The organism is Mycobacterium farcinogenes (assembly GCF_019739075.1).
GTDB classification, from domain to species: domain Bacteria; phylum Actinomycetota; class Actinomycetes; order Mycobacteriales; family Mycobacteriaceae; genus Mycobacterium; species Mycobacterium senegalense.
Genome location: NZ_CP081673.1, coordinates 2,645,649 through 2,661,400, shown reverse-complemented (window position 1 = coordinate 2,661,400; position 15,752 = coordinate 2,645,649). Strand labels below are relative to the sequence as shown.

Annotated in this window: 9 protein-coding genes; 1 reads left to right on the top strand and 8 read right to left on the bottom strand. The window is 68.8% G+C overall.

The window, feature by feature from the left end; genetic code table 11:
- Nucleotides 1–59 precede the first annotated feature (59 nt).
- From K6L26_RS12570 to hrcA, 4 genes are read right to left on the bottom strand one after another with little or no spacing between them, the layout of a single operon-like run.
- Nucleotides 60–839, bottom strand: a complete 780-nt coding sequence (locus K6L26_RS12570) for a hypothetical protein (protein ID WP_221853212.1) — start codon at nucleotides 837–839, stop codon at nucleotides 60–62.
- A 38-nt stretch (nucleotides 840–877) separates the two neighbouring features.
- Nucleotides 878–1,627, bottom strand: a complete 750-nt coding sequence (locus K6L26_RS12565) for a 16S rRNA (uracil(1498)-N(3))-methyltransferase (protein WP_221853211.1) — start codon at nucleotides 1,625–1,627, stop codon at nucleotides 878–880.
- Between the two features lie 15 nt (nucleotides 1,628–1,642).
- On the bottom strand, nucleotides 1,643–2,785 hold the full coding sequence (gene dnaJ, locus K6L26_RS12560; protein ID WP_036394224.1) for a molecular chaperone DnaJ: 1,143 nt from the start codon (nucleotides 2,783–2,785) through the stop codon (nucleotides 1,643–1,645).
- 43 nt (nucleotides 2,786–2,828) lie between these two features.
- Nucleotides 2,829–3,860 (bottom strand): heat-inducible transcriptional repressor HrcA, encoded by a 1,032-nt coding sequence (hrcA, locus tag K6L26_RS12555; protein WP_019345596.1) that lies wholly within the window; start codon nucleotides 3,858–3,860, stop codon nucleotides 2,829–2,831.
- Between the two features lie 205 nt (nucleotides 3,861–4,065).
- Between hrcA and K6L26_RS12550 the strand changes: the two genes are divergently transcribed.
- A complete protein-coding gene (locus K6L26_RS12550) occupies nucleotides 4,066–4,380 on the top strand; it encodes a type II toxin-antitoxin system VapB family antitoxin (RefSeq protein ID WP_036394222.1) in 315 nt (104 codons plus the stop codon).
- Between the two features lie 6 nt (nucleotides 4,381–4,386).
- Here the strand turns inward: K6L26_RS12550 and K6L26_RS12545 are convergent, their stop codons facing one another.
- From K6L26_RS12545 to K6L26_RS12530, 4 genes are read right to left on the bottom strand one after another with little or no spacing between them, the layout of a single operon-like run.
- Complete coding sequence (locus K6L26_RS12545; RefSeq protein ID WP_221853210.1) at nucleotides 4,387–4,605, bottom strand: MbtH family protein; 219 nt, start codon at nucleotides 4,603–4,605, stop codon at nucleotides 4,387–4,389.
- On the bottom strand, nucleotides 4,583–5,884 hold the full coding sequence (gene mbtG / locus K6L26_RS12540) for an NADPH-dependent L-lysine N(6)-monooxygenase MbtG (protein WP_036393641.1): 1,302 nt from the start codon (nucleotides 5,882–5,884) through the stop codon (nucleotides 4,583–4,585). The genes K6L26_RS12545 and mbtG overlap by 23 nt, the downstream gene beginning before the upstream one ends.
- On the bottom strand, nucleotides 5,881–10,311 hold the full coding sequence (locus K6L26_RS12535) for a non-ribosomal peptide synthetase (protein WP_245008725.1): 4,431 nt from the start codon (nucleotides 10,309–10,311) through the stop codon (nucleotides 5,881–5,883). Before K6L26_RS12535 ends, mbtG begins: the two co-directional genes overlap by 4 nt.
- Complete coding sequence (locus tag K6L26_RS12530; protein WP_245008750.1) at nucleotides 10,308–15,752, bottom strand: non-ribosomal peptide synthetase; 5,445 nt, start codon at nucleotides 15,750–15,752, stop codon at nucleotides 10,308–10,310. Before K6L26_RS12530 ends, K6L26_RS12535 begins: the two co-directional genes overlap by 4 nt.

The following is a 15,752-nucleotide window of genomic DNA, read 5'->3' as shown; positions in this document are numbered from 1 at the left end:
CCAATGGTTAAGCAGGATGGGGCCGCGCCGCAGGTGAGGTGGGTCTCAAGCCACGTCGGTCAGCCGGCGAAATCCGCCAGTTTCTCCGCGACCGCCTCGCCGTCCGGCTCGCCGTACAGCTTGTCGGGAACCCAGTCGAAAAACGCTATCGACGGACACTCTCCGGCGGGCCCGTTCACCGTACCCAGATTGCTGATGTACTTGCCCGTCCTGGCCTCACGGAGATCGATGTCGTACTGGACGGCGTAATGGTCGATGGTTATGGGTTTGTCCCACGACGTGGATTCACATTGCCCCGACTTCACCTCGGTGTCGGACTTGCGGGTCAGGCAGGCAACGACATTTATCTCGGAAATCTCTTCGCTGCGCTGGTCGGCCACCTGATACCACGAACCATCCTGCAGCCCCTGGAAAAAGGCAGCGAATTTGTACGGCTGCGTGTAGGCCCCGGCATTACCCACCGAGCCGTCCTTGCACACGACATCGAATTCGGTCGACCATTCCGCCGTGATCGCATTCGCCACACGCTGTTCGTCGCTCACCGTCTTTTCTTTGCCGCCGCCGACCGATTTCGCGACGACAGCCAGGACACCGAGAAGCGCGATGACTGCCACCACCACGACGCCCGCGATGATGAGTCCCGAGTTATTCGACGGAGGACGGGGCGCCGGCGCACCCGGCCACGGCTGCCCCGAAGACGGGGGCCAATACGGAGGCTGCCCGTAGGGAGGCTGGTTTCCGTAGGGCGGCTGGTTTCCATACGGAGGCTGGTTTCCATACGGAGGCTGCCCGTAGGGCTGCTGGCCGTAGGACGGCGGGCCTTGCGGCGGATAGCTCACGAATGGAGCGTAATGCCTGGCCAGGCGACACGTGGGCGCTAAATCGCCCAGCGCGCGGTCAGCGCACCGATGGCTCCCAGCGCGACCGCCGCGGCCGTCGACGTGCGCAGCACGGTCGGGCCCAGCCGGACGGCCTTCGCGCCGGCTGCGGTCAGTGCGACGATCTCCTCATCGGCGATGCCACCTTCGGGCCCCACGATCAGCATCAGTGAATCCGCCTGGGCCAGCGGCAGATCGGCGAGCGGTTCAGTGGCCGATTCGTGCAGGGCCAGCACCACCGCGCCGCCGGCCACGGCGTCTGTGACACGCTGGGTCAGCGCAGCCGTGGACAGGACACCTTCGACTGCCGGAATGTAGGGACGCCGGGATTGCCGGGCCGCCGAGCGGACCACCGCTTCCCAGCGCCGCAGGCCCTTGTCCACCTTCGGGCCCTCCCAGCGGGCCACACACCGGCCGGCCTGCCAGGCGATGAACCCGTCCGCGCCGGCCTCGGTCGCCAGCTCGACAGCCAGCTCGGAGCGATCCGACTTGGGCAAGGCCTGCACGACCGTCACGGGCGGGCGTGGGTCCGCGACGGTGAGCCACTCGGTCACCCGCGCGGACAGCCGGCCCTTGGCGGTCTCCTCGACGACACAGTGCGCCAGCGCCCCGGCACCGTCGCTGAGGTCGATGTGCTCACCGGCGCGGATACGACGCACGTTGGACGCGTGGAAGCCCTCGTCGCCGTCAACGACGGCCAACTCCCCCGCGCCCGGCAGCGCGTCGACGTAGAAAAGCGCTGCGCTCACGGCATCAGCTCCGCGTCAGCGGCCGGAGAACGTCTCACGCAGCCGGCTGAACAGGCCGCCCGAGCCCGCCGAGGCCTGCGTCGACCGCACTTCGGCGGTGTCGCGGCCGCGGTTCTCCTTCAGCTTGCGCAGTAGGTCGATATCGGTGCTGTCCAGCCGTGACGGCACCACCACGTCGACGTGGGCGTGCAGGTCACCACGCACTCCGGAACGCAGATGCGGCATGCCGTGGCCGCGCAGTGTGGTAACCGCACCCGGCTGGGTGCCCGCGGGGATGGTCAGCTCGGTCGGGCCGTCGAGAATCGCGTCGACGGTGACCGTGGTGCCCAGCGCGGCGTCGACCATCGGCACCGAGATGGTGCAGTGCAGGTCGTCGCCGTCGCGGACGAAGGTCTCGTGCTGCTTCTCGTGGACCTCGACGTAGAGGTCACCGGCCGGCCCGCCACCGGGGCCTACCTCACCCTGGGCGGCCAGTCGCACCCGCATGCCGTCACCGACCCCGGCCGGGATCTTGACGCTGATCTCGCGGCGGGCACGCACCCGGCCGTCGCCGCCGCAGCGGCCACACGGATCGGGAATCACCTCGCCGACTCCCCCACACACCGGGCAGGGGCGGGTGGTCATGACCTGGCCCAGCAGCGAGCGCTGCACGGTCTGAATCTCGCCGCGGCCGTCACAGGTGTCGCAGGCGACCGGCGTGGAGTTGCCGTTGGTGCCCTTGCCGTGGCACAGGTCGCATAGCACCGCGGTGTCCACGGTCACCTGCTTGGTGACGCCGGTGGCACACTCTTCGAGGTCCAGCCGCATCCGCAGCAGCGAATCCGCGCCGGGACGTACCCGGCCGACCGGCCCGCGCGACGAGGTACCGCCGCCGAAGAACGCCTCGAAGACGTCGCCCAGACCGCCGAACCCGCTGAACCCGCCGGGCGCGCCGCCCACCGACTCCATCGGGTCGCCGCCCATGTCGACGATGCGACGCTTCTCCGGGTCCGACAACACCTCATAGGCGAGCTGGATTTCGGTGAACCGGGCCTGCGCTTCCTCGTCGGGGTTGACGTCGGGATGCAGCTCCCGCGCCAGCCGTCGGTAGGCACGTTTGACCTCCGAATCGCTGGCGCCTTTGCTCACTCCGAGCAAGCCGTAATAATCGCGTGCCACGCTGACCTTGCCTGACCTTTCCATGCCGGACGAACCGGCTGCCTTACCGAGTACCTAGGACTTCGCCGATGTACAGAGCAACCGCCGCCACGTTGGCGATAGTTCCCGGATAGTCCATTCGGGTGGGACCCACCACACCCATGCCGCCGTACACCTTGCCCGAACTGCCGTACGCGGTGCTCACCACCGACGTACCCAGCATCTGTTCGGCCTCGGTCTCGTGACCGATCCGCACGGTGACCTTGCCCGCCTCCTGTTGGGCCGCCAACAACCGCAGCACTACCACCTGCTCCTCCAGCGCCTCCAGCACCGACCGCAGCGATCCGCCGAAATCAGCGGTGTTGCGGGTCAGGTTGGCAGTGCCGCCCAAGAGCAACCGTTCCTCGGTGTGTTCGACCAGTGTTTCGACCAGCACCGTCGCCGCGCGCCCGACCGCATCGGCCAGAGCTCCCTGGCCGTTCAGGTGGCTGGCCAGATCGCTGACCGCGATCGAGGCCGCGGTGAGCGGCTTGCCTTCCAACGCCTGGCCCAGCATTTCGCGCAGTTTGGACAGCTCGTGTTCGTCGATGGCGTCGCCGAGCTCCACGATGCGCTGATCGACCCGGCCTGAATCGGTGATCACCACCAACAGCAGCCGCGCCGGGGTCAGCGCCACCACCTCGAGGTGGCGGACGGTCGAGGTGGACAGCGTCGGGTACTGCACGATCGCGACCTGCCGGGTGAGTTGTGCGAGCAGCCGGACCGCGCGCCGCAGCACATCGTCCAGGTCGACCCCGGATTCCAGGAACGACAGGATGGCGCGGCGTTCCGACGAGGACAACGGCTTGACGTTGTCGATGCGGTCGACGAACTCGCGGTAGCCCTTCTCCGTGGGCACGCGACCCGAACTGGTGTGCGGCTGGGTGATGTAACCCTCGGCTTCCAGTACCGCCATGTCGTTGCGGACGGTGGCGCTCGATACTCCGAGGTTGTGACGCTCCACCAGGGTCTTGGAGCCGATGGGCTCCTGGGTGGCCACGAAGTCGGCGACGATGGCTCGTAGCACCTCGAAACGACGTTCGTCGGCACTCCCCACCTGTTCACCTACCCTTCGCTGCGGCGATGTCATCATTTTGCTCGGTTCATTTTACCGATCAGCAGCGGGTTTACCGATCGCGGAGCAGCTGCCCGGGACATCACGCCCAGCGATGCCGACGAAGGCCACGACCCGCGCACGTATTAGCCTAGGCAACCATGCCGATGGCAACACCGCGCAGCGCTGCGACGGAGGCGGGCCGGCGATGATCTTCAAAGGTGTCCAAGAGGGCAAACCCTACCCGGAGCACGGGCTGTCCTACCGGGACTGGTCCCGTATCCCGCCGCGCCAACTGCGCCTCGACGAACTGGTCACCACCACCACGGTGCTCGCCTTGGACCGGCTGTTGTCCGAGGACTCGACGTTTTACGGCGACCTGTTCCCGCACGCGGTGAAGTGGCGCGGCGATATCTATCTCGAAGACGGCCTACACCGGGCCGTGCGCGCCGCGCTGCGGAACCGCACCATCCTGCACGCGAGGGTGTTCGACATGGACGCGCTCGCGCCCAACCCGGCCTGACCAGGGTCAGGTGCTGCTATTCATCGCCTCGCGCAGGCTCGCGGGCCGCAGGTCCGTCCAGTTGGCCTCCACGTAGTCCAGGCACTCAGCCCGGCCGGCCGCACCGAAGACCACCTGCCAACCGGCAGGCACATCGGCGAACGCGGGCCACAGGCTGTGCTGGCCCTCGTCGTTGACCAGGACATGGAACGTGCCGTTCTCGTCATCGAACGGATTGGTACTCATCGAGTCTCCTCATCGAGGGGTGGGTCAGGTCCGCGCCCAGCACCCGGTCGGACAACAGGCCGAGACAGCTCAGGTTCGGGAAGCCCGGCCCCTGGGTGAGCCCGGCCAGCCCCGGCAAGAACAACTTGGGGAACACATCGGTCAGCGCCAGATCGTGGCCGATGTTCTCCTGCAGCGAATCACCGGTCAGTGGGCCACCGAGGCCCAGCTCGAGCAGGTCCAGCGCGTCCTGGCTGAACAACGGAGCGAACCACAACGCATCGGCGCCGGACCCGTCGATCACCAGATCGAAGCCGTGTACGGTCTCGACCGCCTCGCCACCGGTATTGGTGGACAAGGTCAACCGGATCCGTTCCTCGCGGGCCACCGCGTGGGCGACCCGGCCACGCAGGTGACGGATCCGGTCGTCGGCCAGTAGTGCATCCTGCACGCGGGCCGAGAACACGCCACGGTCGGTGCGGGCCAGCGCATCCCGGCGTTCGGTCAGCGTGAGGCCGGTCCATCCGGTCGGATCGGAGAACAGGGTGTTCTCGAAGAATCCCTCACCTCGGGTGAACAGGGTGACCGTCGGCGAGATCACCGTGATGGTCGAAACCCGGTGGCGGAAAAGCTCGTTGAGCATCGACGCAGCCGTTTCGCCGCCGCCGATCACCGCCACGCGCTCGGCGGTGATGAGTTCGTGTTTACCGGCCTGATGCCAGAACTGCGCGATCGACATCACCCGGGGATTACCCGGCAGCACCGAGCGTTCGGCCTGACCGGGTCCGGTGACCATCAGACCGTCGGCGCTGACGGTGTCCTCGGCGGTGTGCAGCACCCAGCGGCGCGCATCCGCATCGACCGAGATCTGTTCCACCTCACCGGCAATCACCTTCATGCCGATGTCGTCGGCCACCCAGGCCAAGTACTGGCTCCAGCGCTTGTGGGTCGGGGCGGGCCGGCCGCGGTCCACCCATTCGGCGAATCCGCCCGTGGCGATCAGATAGGCCTGCCAACTGTGCCGGGTCATCCGTTCGTCGAGTTCGGCGTTGCGCCGTGGCACCAGCGACGACCGGTACGGGAAGCCGACGTCCTTCTCCGGCCCCGTACCGAGGCGGTGGTTGCCGTCGGTCCAGCCCCCGACCGCCTGCCAGTTGGCGGCCACGCCGGACCGTTCGACGGCGACGACGTCCGGTGCGGGCACGCCCATCGCCCGCAACTCAGCGGCTTTGGCGGCCACCGCGATGGCCTTGGGTCCGGCTCCGATGACGGCCAAGGTGGGGGCCGATGGGGCACTCATGTGGTCACCTCTCGCAACACCTCTCGCAGTGCGTCCAGCCACATCGCCTGCATGGCGGCGATGTCATCGCCGGACAGAATGTCGGGCAACGTCCGCCACTGGGTGCCGAGCACGGCGGACCCGTCGCGGTCGATCACCGCGGCCATGATCGTCAGTTCATGGCGCACAGCGACATTCGGTTCGGGAATCGGGGTCACATCGGCCTGCAGGGACCGGTCCTGCCGCAGCGCGTGATCGGACGCATCCAGCTCGATCCGGCCCAGGTAGTTGAGCAGCACCTGCGGATCCCGGTGTGCGCCGAGCCGTTCGGCGGTGTCCTTCCGCAGATAACGCAGCAGCCCGTAGTCGATCGCATCACCCGGGATCGCCGCCATTTGCGCGCTCACGCCGCGAGCATCGTCGGCGGTGAGGCGTAGCGGGTAGATCATGCTGAGCAGACCGGCGGTGTCGCCGGTGTCCACCTCGTCGCGGTCTGACACCACGGCGTCGGACCGGCCGTGAGTCTCCAGAGCCAGCAGTGGCGCCGGGGTCGGCTGGTCACGGTGCCGACGCCAATCGGTCAGGGCGCGGGCCGTCGCCGCGGCCAGCACATCGGTCACCGGGACCGAGCCGGTCAGCAGTCGGGCCGTCACCTCGGGATCGGCGAAGGACATCGTGATGGTGACGTCGGCCATCCGGTCGGTGGCGGGATCGATGCGGCGGGCACCGATATCGGGGTCCTCGCCTTCGAACTGCTGCTCCCAGAAGCCGCAGGTGTCGAGTTCTGCCGCCCGATCGGCGAGCAGCCGTGACCACTGCCGTAACGACGTGTGTTCGCGGACCGGCAGCGGAGCGCGCCCGGAGGCCACTGCATGCCAGGCGTTTTCGAGCTCGCCGACCAGGATCCGCCACGACGACGGGTCCAGCGCTAGCACGTGGGCGGTCAGGACCAGCAGGCCGCCTTCCACCGCCGGGTGGTGCAGCCAGACCGCGTCGAGCATCGATCCGTTCTGCGGATCCATGCGCTGCACCGAACGCTCGGCCTGTTCGGCGACCGCGGCGTTGAGATCGCCCGAGCCGGTCGCCTCGGACAGCACCGGGCCCGGCGGATGCGCGACCAACGCCCACGCGTCGCGGTCCAGCCGGGTGCGCAGCACCTCGTGTCCGTCGACGACGTTGCGCAACAGGGCTTCCAGGTGCGCACGGGTGATATGGGCCGGCAACCGGAACACCTCGGTCTGGGCGAGCCGTCGGGGGTCACCGTATTGGTAGAGCCATCGCCCGTTCGGTAGCAGCGGGATGGGACCCGAGGCCGCCTGCTCATCGTCGGCCCGCTCCGAGCGTTCGACGGCGGCCGCGTCGGAGTCGATCGCTGCCGCGAGTTCGCGAACAGTAGCGCAGTCCAGCATCAACCTGGCCCGCAACGCCACACCACGGCGCCGCACCGCCTGCACGACCGACAGTGCCACGATGCTGTCCAGCCCGAGGTCGAGGAAGTCCGCTGTCACATCGACACCAGATCCCGCGGGGGCACCCAGGACTTCGGCCAGCACCTCGGCGAGCACCCGCTCGGTCTCGGTGGCCGGCTGTTCGGACCCTTCGGCGGACGTACCGGTGCCGAGAGCCGCCAGCGCGCCATCGTCGACCTTGCCGTTGGTGGTCAGCGGGATCTCGTCGACCGCGACGATGTGGTGCGGCACGAGATGCCTTGGCAGCGTGGTGGACAGCATCCGGCGCAGCTCGGCCGGCTGGGTGTCGGTGACCACGTAGGCGACCAGTCGTGGCCCGCTGCGGTGTTGCCGCACCGCCACGTGGGCGTGCCGGACCCCGGGATGGGCATGCAGCGTCGCGGCCACTTCACCGGGTTCGACCCGGAAGCCGCGGATCTTGACCTGGTCGTCACTGCGGCCCAGAAACTCCAGCGCTTTCGAGTCCGCTCGCCGGCGCACCACGTCTCCGGTGCGGTACATGCGCGCGCCCGGTGTGAACGGGTCGGCGACGAACCGGGCGGCGGTCTCCCCCGGCCTGCCGAGGTATCCGCGGGTCAATTGTCCACCGGCCAAATACAAGTCGCCGTAGATCCCGTCGGGCACCGGACGCAGCCACCTGTCGAGAACGTAGGCCGCGGTCGACTCCGTGGCATGCCCGATGCACGGCTGGGGGTGTTCGGCGATGGCGGCGACGACGGCTTCCACCGTGGTCTCTGTCGGTCCGTAGCAGTTGTGTGCCGACATCCAGGTGCGCTCGCATTCGGCCTGGATCCCTTGCCAGGTGGCGGTGTCGATCGCCTCGCCGCCGAGCGCGAGCACTGCCAGCGGCACGCGACTCAGCAGTCCCGCGGCCCGCAGTGAGGCGAACATCGACGGGGTGGTGTCGATCATGTCGATCGCGAAGCGCCCGATGGTGTCCACCAGCGCCTCGGCATCGCGCTGCACCTCGTCGGAGACGATGTGCACGGTATGCCCGTCGAGCAGGGCCGCCAGGGGTTGCCAGGCCGCGTCGAAGGTGAACGACCAGGCGTGGGCCACCCGCAGCGGGCGACCGAGGCGCTTGGCCGCGGGCCGGAGCACCTGGTGGGCATGGTCGGCGCAATAGGCCAGCAGGGCCTGGTGGGTTCCGATGACGCCCTTGGGTTTTCCGGTGGTGCCCGAGGTGAACACGACGTACGCGGCCTGCCCGGGGCGCGCCGACGCTGGCCGGTAGTCGGCATCCGGTTCGGAGTCGACAGCAGCCAGCAGGGTTTCGTCGACGACGAGCGCGCGGGGTCCTGCCCCGATCTGGCGCAGGATCTCGGCCACCCGTTCATCGGGCATGGCCGGATCGAGCGGCACGATCATGGCTCCCGCCTTGAGCACGGCGAGCATCGCCACCACGTAGTCGGGCCCGCGGCGCAACCGGATAGGGACCGCGGTCTCATCGCCCACCCCACGGCGGCTCAACTCGGCGGCCAGGCGATCGGCAGCGTCGTCGAGTTCGCGGTAGCTCAGCGCGCCGCCGTCCCAACTCAGCGCCACCGAACCGAGCCGCTGTTCGGCGGTCGCGCTGAAAGCGGTGTGAAATCCATTGTGGGACAGGTCGTCCTCGGCGATGACCGGTGCGCCGGCCGGCTGCGGATCGTCGTCGAGCGTGACGGTGACCTCGCGCAGCGGCCGCTCCCAGCGGTCCAGCAGCCGCTGCACCACGGCCAGCACCCGCCGGCCCAGTGCCTGTGGATCGACCAATCCCAACGCGCCGTCGAGGGTTTCGACGAGCACCGTGAGCCGGCCGTGGGTGGGATGCGCGGCGATGGTGACCGGGAAGTGCGACAGGCTCTCCAGGGCCGACGGCCGCAGTACCGCTCCGCCGAGCTCGAACTCGTCGCTGCCGACCAGTCCACCGGGCGGGAAGTTCTCGTAGACCAGCAGCGTGTCGTACAGCTCGCCGATGCCGCCGAGCGAACGCAACTCGGTGTGGCTGAGATAGCTGTGCTCACGTAGCTCGGCGGCTTCGCGTTGCAGCGCCAGGCATTGGCTGCCCACCGCAACGCTGGGATCCACCCGGACCCGCAGGGGCACCGTGTTGATGAACAGACCGACCATCGACTCGACCCCGGCCAGCTCGTCCGGCCGCCCCGACACCGTGACGCCGTACACCACGTCGGTGCGGTCGGTGAAGACCGAAAGGATGGCAGCCCAAGCCATCTGGAACAACGTGTTGACCGTGACACCGCGTTGCCGGGCGGCCTCGAAGATCGCGGCGGACTGTCGTTCGTCGAGGCTCACCTCGGTGCGCGACGGCAGGCCCGGCTGGGTCTCCCTCCCGGCCAGCACCGGGGACAACAGCGTGGGGGCATCCAGGCCGTACAGATGAGCCTGCCACCGCGCGCGGCTGGCCTGCTGATCCCGCCCGGCCAGCCAGCCGATGTAGTCGCGGTACGGTCGCACCGCAGCGGGCAGTGCGGTCACGTCGCCCGTGGCCCCGTAGAGCGCGAGCAGTTCCCCGACGAAGACGGGCAGCGACCAGCCGTCGATCGCGATGTGATGGGCGACGATCACCAGACGCCAACGCTGGCCCGGCTTTTCGATCAGCAGGAAGCGGACCAGCGGACCGCGGCCGAGGTCGAACCGCCGGGCGCGCTCCTGCGCTTCCAGGCTGAGCGCCTGCTCTTCGTCGGCCTGCACGTGACGCCAAGGCAGTTCGATCGCGGACGGGACCACGGCGACCGGCCGGCTCAGGTTTCCCTGGAAAAAACTGGCCCGCAGGTTCGGATGCCGCACCAGCATGGCCTCGGCGCACGTTCGCAGCAGTCCGGCATCCAATGCGCCGTCGACATCGGCAGCCATCGCGATGACATACGGATCGGGGCCGCCGTCATCTGCGGTCAGGCCGGCCAGCGAGTACAGCCCCTGTTGCAGCGGGCTGAGCGCCAGTACGTCCTCGACGCCCGGCGGGGTTCCGGTGGTCGTCACGTCGCGGTCTCCTGGCCCCATCCGGCGGTCAGCGCGGCCAATTCGTCGGGCGACAGACCCGATGCGGACATCGGCTCGTGGTGCACGTCGTCCGCTTCGGCCTGGGCGCCCGCCGCATCGACCGCGGCAGCCAGGTCCGCCAGACCGGGATGCTCGAACACCATGCGGGCCGTCAGCGCCATGCCGGCGTCCCGCGCCCGTGCGGCCAGCTGCACAGCCAGGATGCTGTCACCACCGAGGGTGAAGAAGTCGTCGTACCGGCCCACCTCGGCGGCACCGAGCAGCTCGACCAGCATGGCCGCCAGCGTGTGCTCGGTGGCGGTGGCCGGGGGCTCCGACGGTGCTGTTGCCCGCGCCCGGGGCCGGGGCAGGGTGGCGGGCTCGATGTCGTCGACCACCGTGAGCACGGCATCGGCGAACTCCTCGCCCAGCGCGGCCCGGGCGTTTTCCAGCAAGGTGTCGCCGTCGGCCACTGACGGCTCGGCCACCAGGTAGCCGGCCAGGGTCGTCACTCCACGTACGTCCCACCGCCGGGTCGCCGCGGCCGCCACGCCCTCGAGCGCTTCCAGCGCGGCCTGCAAGCGGGGTTCACCGGCGGTGATCGGCTCCAGCCGGCCGTCGGTGGTCCAGCGACCCCGATCGCCCGTGCGGTACAGGTGCCCGTCCCCGAAAGGGTTGGGCACGAAGCGTTGCGCGGCTGTGCCGCCGGCCACCCTGGCGGCCTCGTTCACCGCGCCGCCGGCGTAGTAGACGTCTCCGGTGACACCGATGGCCACCGGTTGATGCCATTCGTCGAGCACGTACACCCGGTCGGCGCCCTCGGTCTGCGGCAGTCCGCCCGGCGGCACCGCCTTGCGACTCCAGTCCTCGACCACCAGGGCACGTTCGGTGGCATCGATCACCGCGATGTCGCGCACCGTCTGATCGGCGTCGTCGGCGAAGGCCTCGACGATGCGATGCAGCCAGTTCACGAGGCGCTGTGCGGTGGCCGCCTCGTAGAGTTCGGTGCGGTAGATGACAGTGCCCCGATACCCGCCGCCCGCCTCGGCGAAGAAGTTGAGCGAGAGGTCGGCATGCGCCACGTCGAAGGTGGGTTCCAGTGCGGTGAAACGGGTTTCACCGTCGGCACTGGTGTCGATGACCTGTTCGGCGGGCATGTCCTCGCGCACGTGCACCACCACCCCGAACAGCGGGTTGCGGGCCAGTGAACGCACCGGGCTGACCGCGTCGACGACCCGGTCGAACGGCAGGTCCTGATGCTTGTAGGCGGCCAGCGCCATCTCTCTGGAACGCCGCAACACCTCACGCAGGCTCGGATTGCCCGACAGGTCGTTGCGCAGCACCACGATGTTGATGAAGAACCCGATCAGCGCGTCGAGCTCGGGTGCGGTACGCCCGGCCACCGGAGTGCCCAGCGCGATATCGGTGCCTTGGCCGGCCTTGTGCAGCGCGATTGCCACGGCAGCCTGCAGCACCATGAACTCGGTGACCCCGAGCTCCCGGCTGAGTTCGACGAGCTTGCCCCGCAACGCCGTATCGATGGTGAAGTCGAGCGCCTTGCCCTCGCCGGTCGGAACCGGCGGCCTCGGGAAGTCCGGCTGCAGGCCGTTCTCGACGTCCGCCTCTCCGGACAGACCGGCGAGTTGCTTTGTCCAGTAGGTGCGTTGCTCTTCGACGCGATCGTCGTCGCCCGAGAGCAGCTGGGCCTGCCAGGCCGCGAAGTCCGCGTACTGCACCGGCAACGGCGCCCATTCGGGTGCGTGTCCCGCGCGACGGGCGTGGTAGGCGGTCAGCAGGTCGGTGAACAGCACCGTGCCCGACCAGTGGTCGGCGGCGATGTGATGGACCACCAGGGACAGCACGTGCGAATCCGGGGTGGACAGCATCGCTGCCCGGACCGGCCACTCGTTCTCCAGGTCGAAGCAGTGCCGCCGTTCGGTGTCGAGTTCGCCCTGCACCCAGTCCTCGCCGAAACCGTCGGCGCGACGAACGGTCACGGGTGCGACGGGATGAACCACCTGATAAGGCACACCGTCGATTTCACGGTAGGTGGTACGCAGGATCTCGTGCCGGGCCACGATGTCGCTGACTGCCGACGCCAGCGCCTCGACATCGCAGGGGCCCGTCAGCCGGGCGGCGAAGGGCACGTTGTTGACCGGGTTGGGTCCGTCGATGCGGAACTGGAACCACTGGCGGTGCTGGGCCGCCGACATCTGCGCCGGGCCGTCATGCGCGGTGGCGACGATGGCGGGCAGACCGGCGCCCAGACCCGAGTCGCGAAGCTCGTCGACCTTGGCCGCCAGGCCCGCCACCGTGGCGTTCTCGAAGACGTCGGCCACGCCGAGTTCGACCCCGCAGCGTGACCGAATGGCGGCAACCAGTTTGGTCGCCAGCAGCGAGTGCCCGCCCAGATCGAAGAACGAATCGTCGGCGCCCACGCCGTCACGCTCGAGCAGCTCGCCGAACAGTGCGACGATCTCGTGTTCGGTCTCGGTTTCCGGCGCGCGGAATTCGGTGGCCGAACGGATCTCCGGCTCGGGCAGCGCCCGGCGATCGATCTTGCCGTGCGCGGTGATCGGAATCTCGGGGAGCTCGACGAACGCCGCCGGGATCATGTACTCGGGCAGCGCAGCGGTGACCCTGGCCCGGATGCGGTCGATCTCCACCCGATCGGCGTCGGCGGCCGGCGTGATGTAAGCGACCAGGCTCTTGCCGAGCGACGGCAGGTCGCTGACCACCACCACGGCCTGCCCCACCGACGGGTCCACGGAGATGGCCGCGGAGACCTCACCGAGTTCGATTCGGAAGCCTCGGATCTTGACCTGCTCGTCGGCGCGGCCGACGAACTCGATGTCCCCGTCGGCGTTGCGCCGGGCCAGGTCACCCGAGCGGTACATCCGTCCGCCGGGATTGAACGGGTCGGCGACGAACCGTTCGGCGGTCAGCCGCGGGCGGTCGTGGTAGCCGTGTGCGACATGTGTTCCGCCGATGTAGATCTCACCGATCACCCCGACCGGCACGGGCTGCAGGGCGTCGTCGAGCAGGTGGATCGTGGTGTTGATCTTCGGCTTGCCGATCGGCACGATCCGCGCGCCCTGCTTGCCTTCCACTTTGTAGCGGGTGCAGTTCAGCACCGTTTCGGTGGGTCCGTAGAAGTTGTGCAGCAGAGAGTCGAACGTCGCCAGGAACTTGTCGGCGATCTCGCCGGGCAGCGCCTCGCCGCCGATCGGCACACGCTGCAGCGTGCGCCACTCGTTGACACCCGGCAGCGACAGGAACAGCCCCAACAGAGACGGCACGAAGTGCATCGAGGTGATGCCCTCGTTGCGCAGCAGATCGGTGAGGTATCCGATGTCGCCCAAGCCGCCCGGCTTCGGGATCACCAGCCGCGCACCCGCGGCCAGCATGCCGAAGATCTCGCCGATCGACACGTCGAAGCTCTGCGAGGCGACCTGTAGGAGACGCTCCTCCTGGGACACCTGGTAGTCACCGCCGAACCAGACGAAGTACTCGGCGATCGGCCGGTGCGGCACCGGGACGCCCTTGGGCAGACCGGTGGATCCCGAGGTGTAGATCAGGTATGCGGTGTTGTCCGGACGTAGCGGCCGGATCCGCTCGGCGTCGGTGGGATCGGTGGCCGGATAGTTCTCCAGCCCGGTAACCGGCTCGCGCAGAATGATTTTCGGGTCGGAATCGGACAGGATGTAGGCGAGTCGGTCCTCGGGGTAGCTCGGGTCGACCGGCAGGTACACCGCCCCGGCCTTGACGATGCCCAGCGCCGTGATGACCAGCTCCGGCGACTTCTCCAGCAGCACCGCCACCCGGTCTTCGGTACCGATGCCCTGCTCGATCAGCCAGTGCGCCAACCGGTTGGCCGACTCGTTGAGCTCGCGGTAGGTGTAGTGACGCCCCTCGTAGACCACCGCGACGGCGTCGGGGGTACGGCCGGCCTGCTCGGTGACCAGTGCCGCCAGCGTGGTCGCCGGCGTCTCGAAGTGCTCACCGGTGGACACCGCCCGCAGCCACTCGGTGTCCTCGGCGGTGAACAGCTCCAGCCGCGACAGCGGCCGATCGGGCGCGTCGAGCGCGCTGTCCAGCAGCACGGTGAAGTGCCGCAACATCTGCGCGGCGAGCTCGGCATCGAGCACCTCGGTGAGGTGCTCGGCTTCGACCACCGCACCGTCGGCGTCGAGCTCGACCATGAATCCCAAGGGCAGTTGGGTGTGCTGGCCGCGGAGGTCGGCTCGCTCGCTGGTCACGCCGTCAGGGGTGAACCCGCCACCGTCGGGCTCGCGGAACCCGAAGCTGACGCGGGTCATCCGCTCGGCGCCGTGACGGCGGTCCGGGTTGAGTTCGGCCACCACCCGATCGAGATTGACCCGCTGGTGTGCGAAGGCGCCGATGGCGGTGTCCCGGGTAGCCGCCACCAGATCCCGGAACCCGGCCGTCCCCTGCGGCCGCAGCCGCATCGCCACCGTGTTGCCGTAATAGCCGATGGTCTCGTCGGTGTCGCGGTTCAGAACCGGGGTGGCGATCAGGAAATCATCGGTGTGGGTGTAACGGTAGATGAGCGCACCGAACGCGGCCAGCAGCACCATGTAGGGCGTGGCCCCGGTCTCGCGGGCCAGCGCCGATACCCGTGCGACCGTCTCGGCGGACAACCGCACGGTGCTGCGCTGTGACCGAAAACCGTTGGGCACCACCGACCCTGCCGGACCGGGCAACTCCAGCGGCTCCGGCGGGTCGGCCAGTACCTCGCGCCAGTACGCCAAGTCCTCGCCGCCGTCCGCGGCCCCGGCCACCGGCACATGCGGGGTCCCGGCGAGCTGCTCACCTGCGTAGGCCCGGGTCAAGTCGGCGAAGAACACCCGCCACGATCCGTCGTCCCAAGCGATGTGATGTGCGACGAGCAGCATCACGTGTTCGGCCGGTCCGGTTCTGATCAACGAGATGCGCAGCGGGGAATCATTGCTCAGGTCGAAGGCGCTGCCGAACTCACGCTGGGCCAGCACCTCCAACCGCAGCTTGCGGGCGCGCTCGGATTTGTCGGACAGGTCGTGGACCGCCCATCCCGGCGTCAGGTCATCGTGGACCGTGGCGGTGGGCTCGCCGTTCTCGTCAGCGCGATAGGTGGTGCGCAGGATCGGGTGTCGCGCTGCGACGGCATCGAGCGCTTCGTGGAGCCGTTCGGGGTCGATGACCCCGCTGAGCCGGTAGGACAGGCAGATGTTGAGCAGCACGCCGCTCGGGTCGAATCCTTGCACGAACCACATCCGGCGCTGCCCGTCGGACAGCACGGTCGGATCGACCGGCGCGCTTTCGGCCCCCGCCGCCCCGGCTTCCGCACCCGAGGCCGCCAGGCCCCGCTCGGCAAGCCTGCGCCGCATCAGCTCCAGACGGGCGTCAGAGGTGCGGGGGGTTGCCGGATCGGCATTAACCAT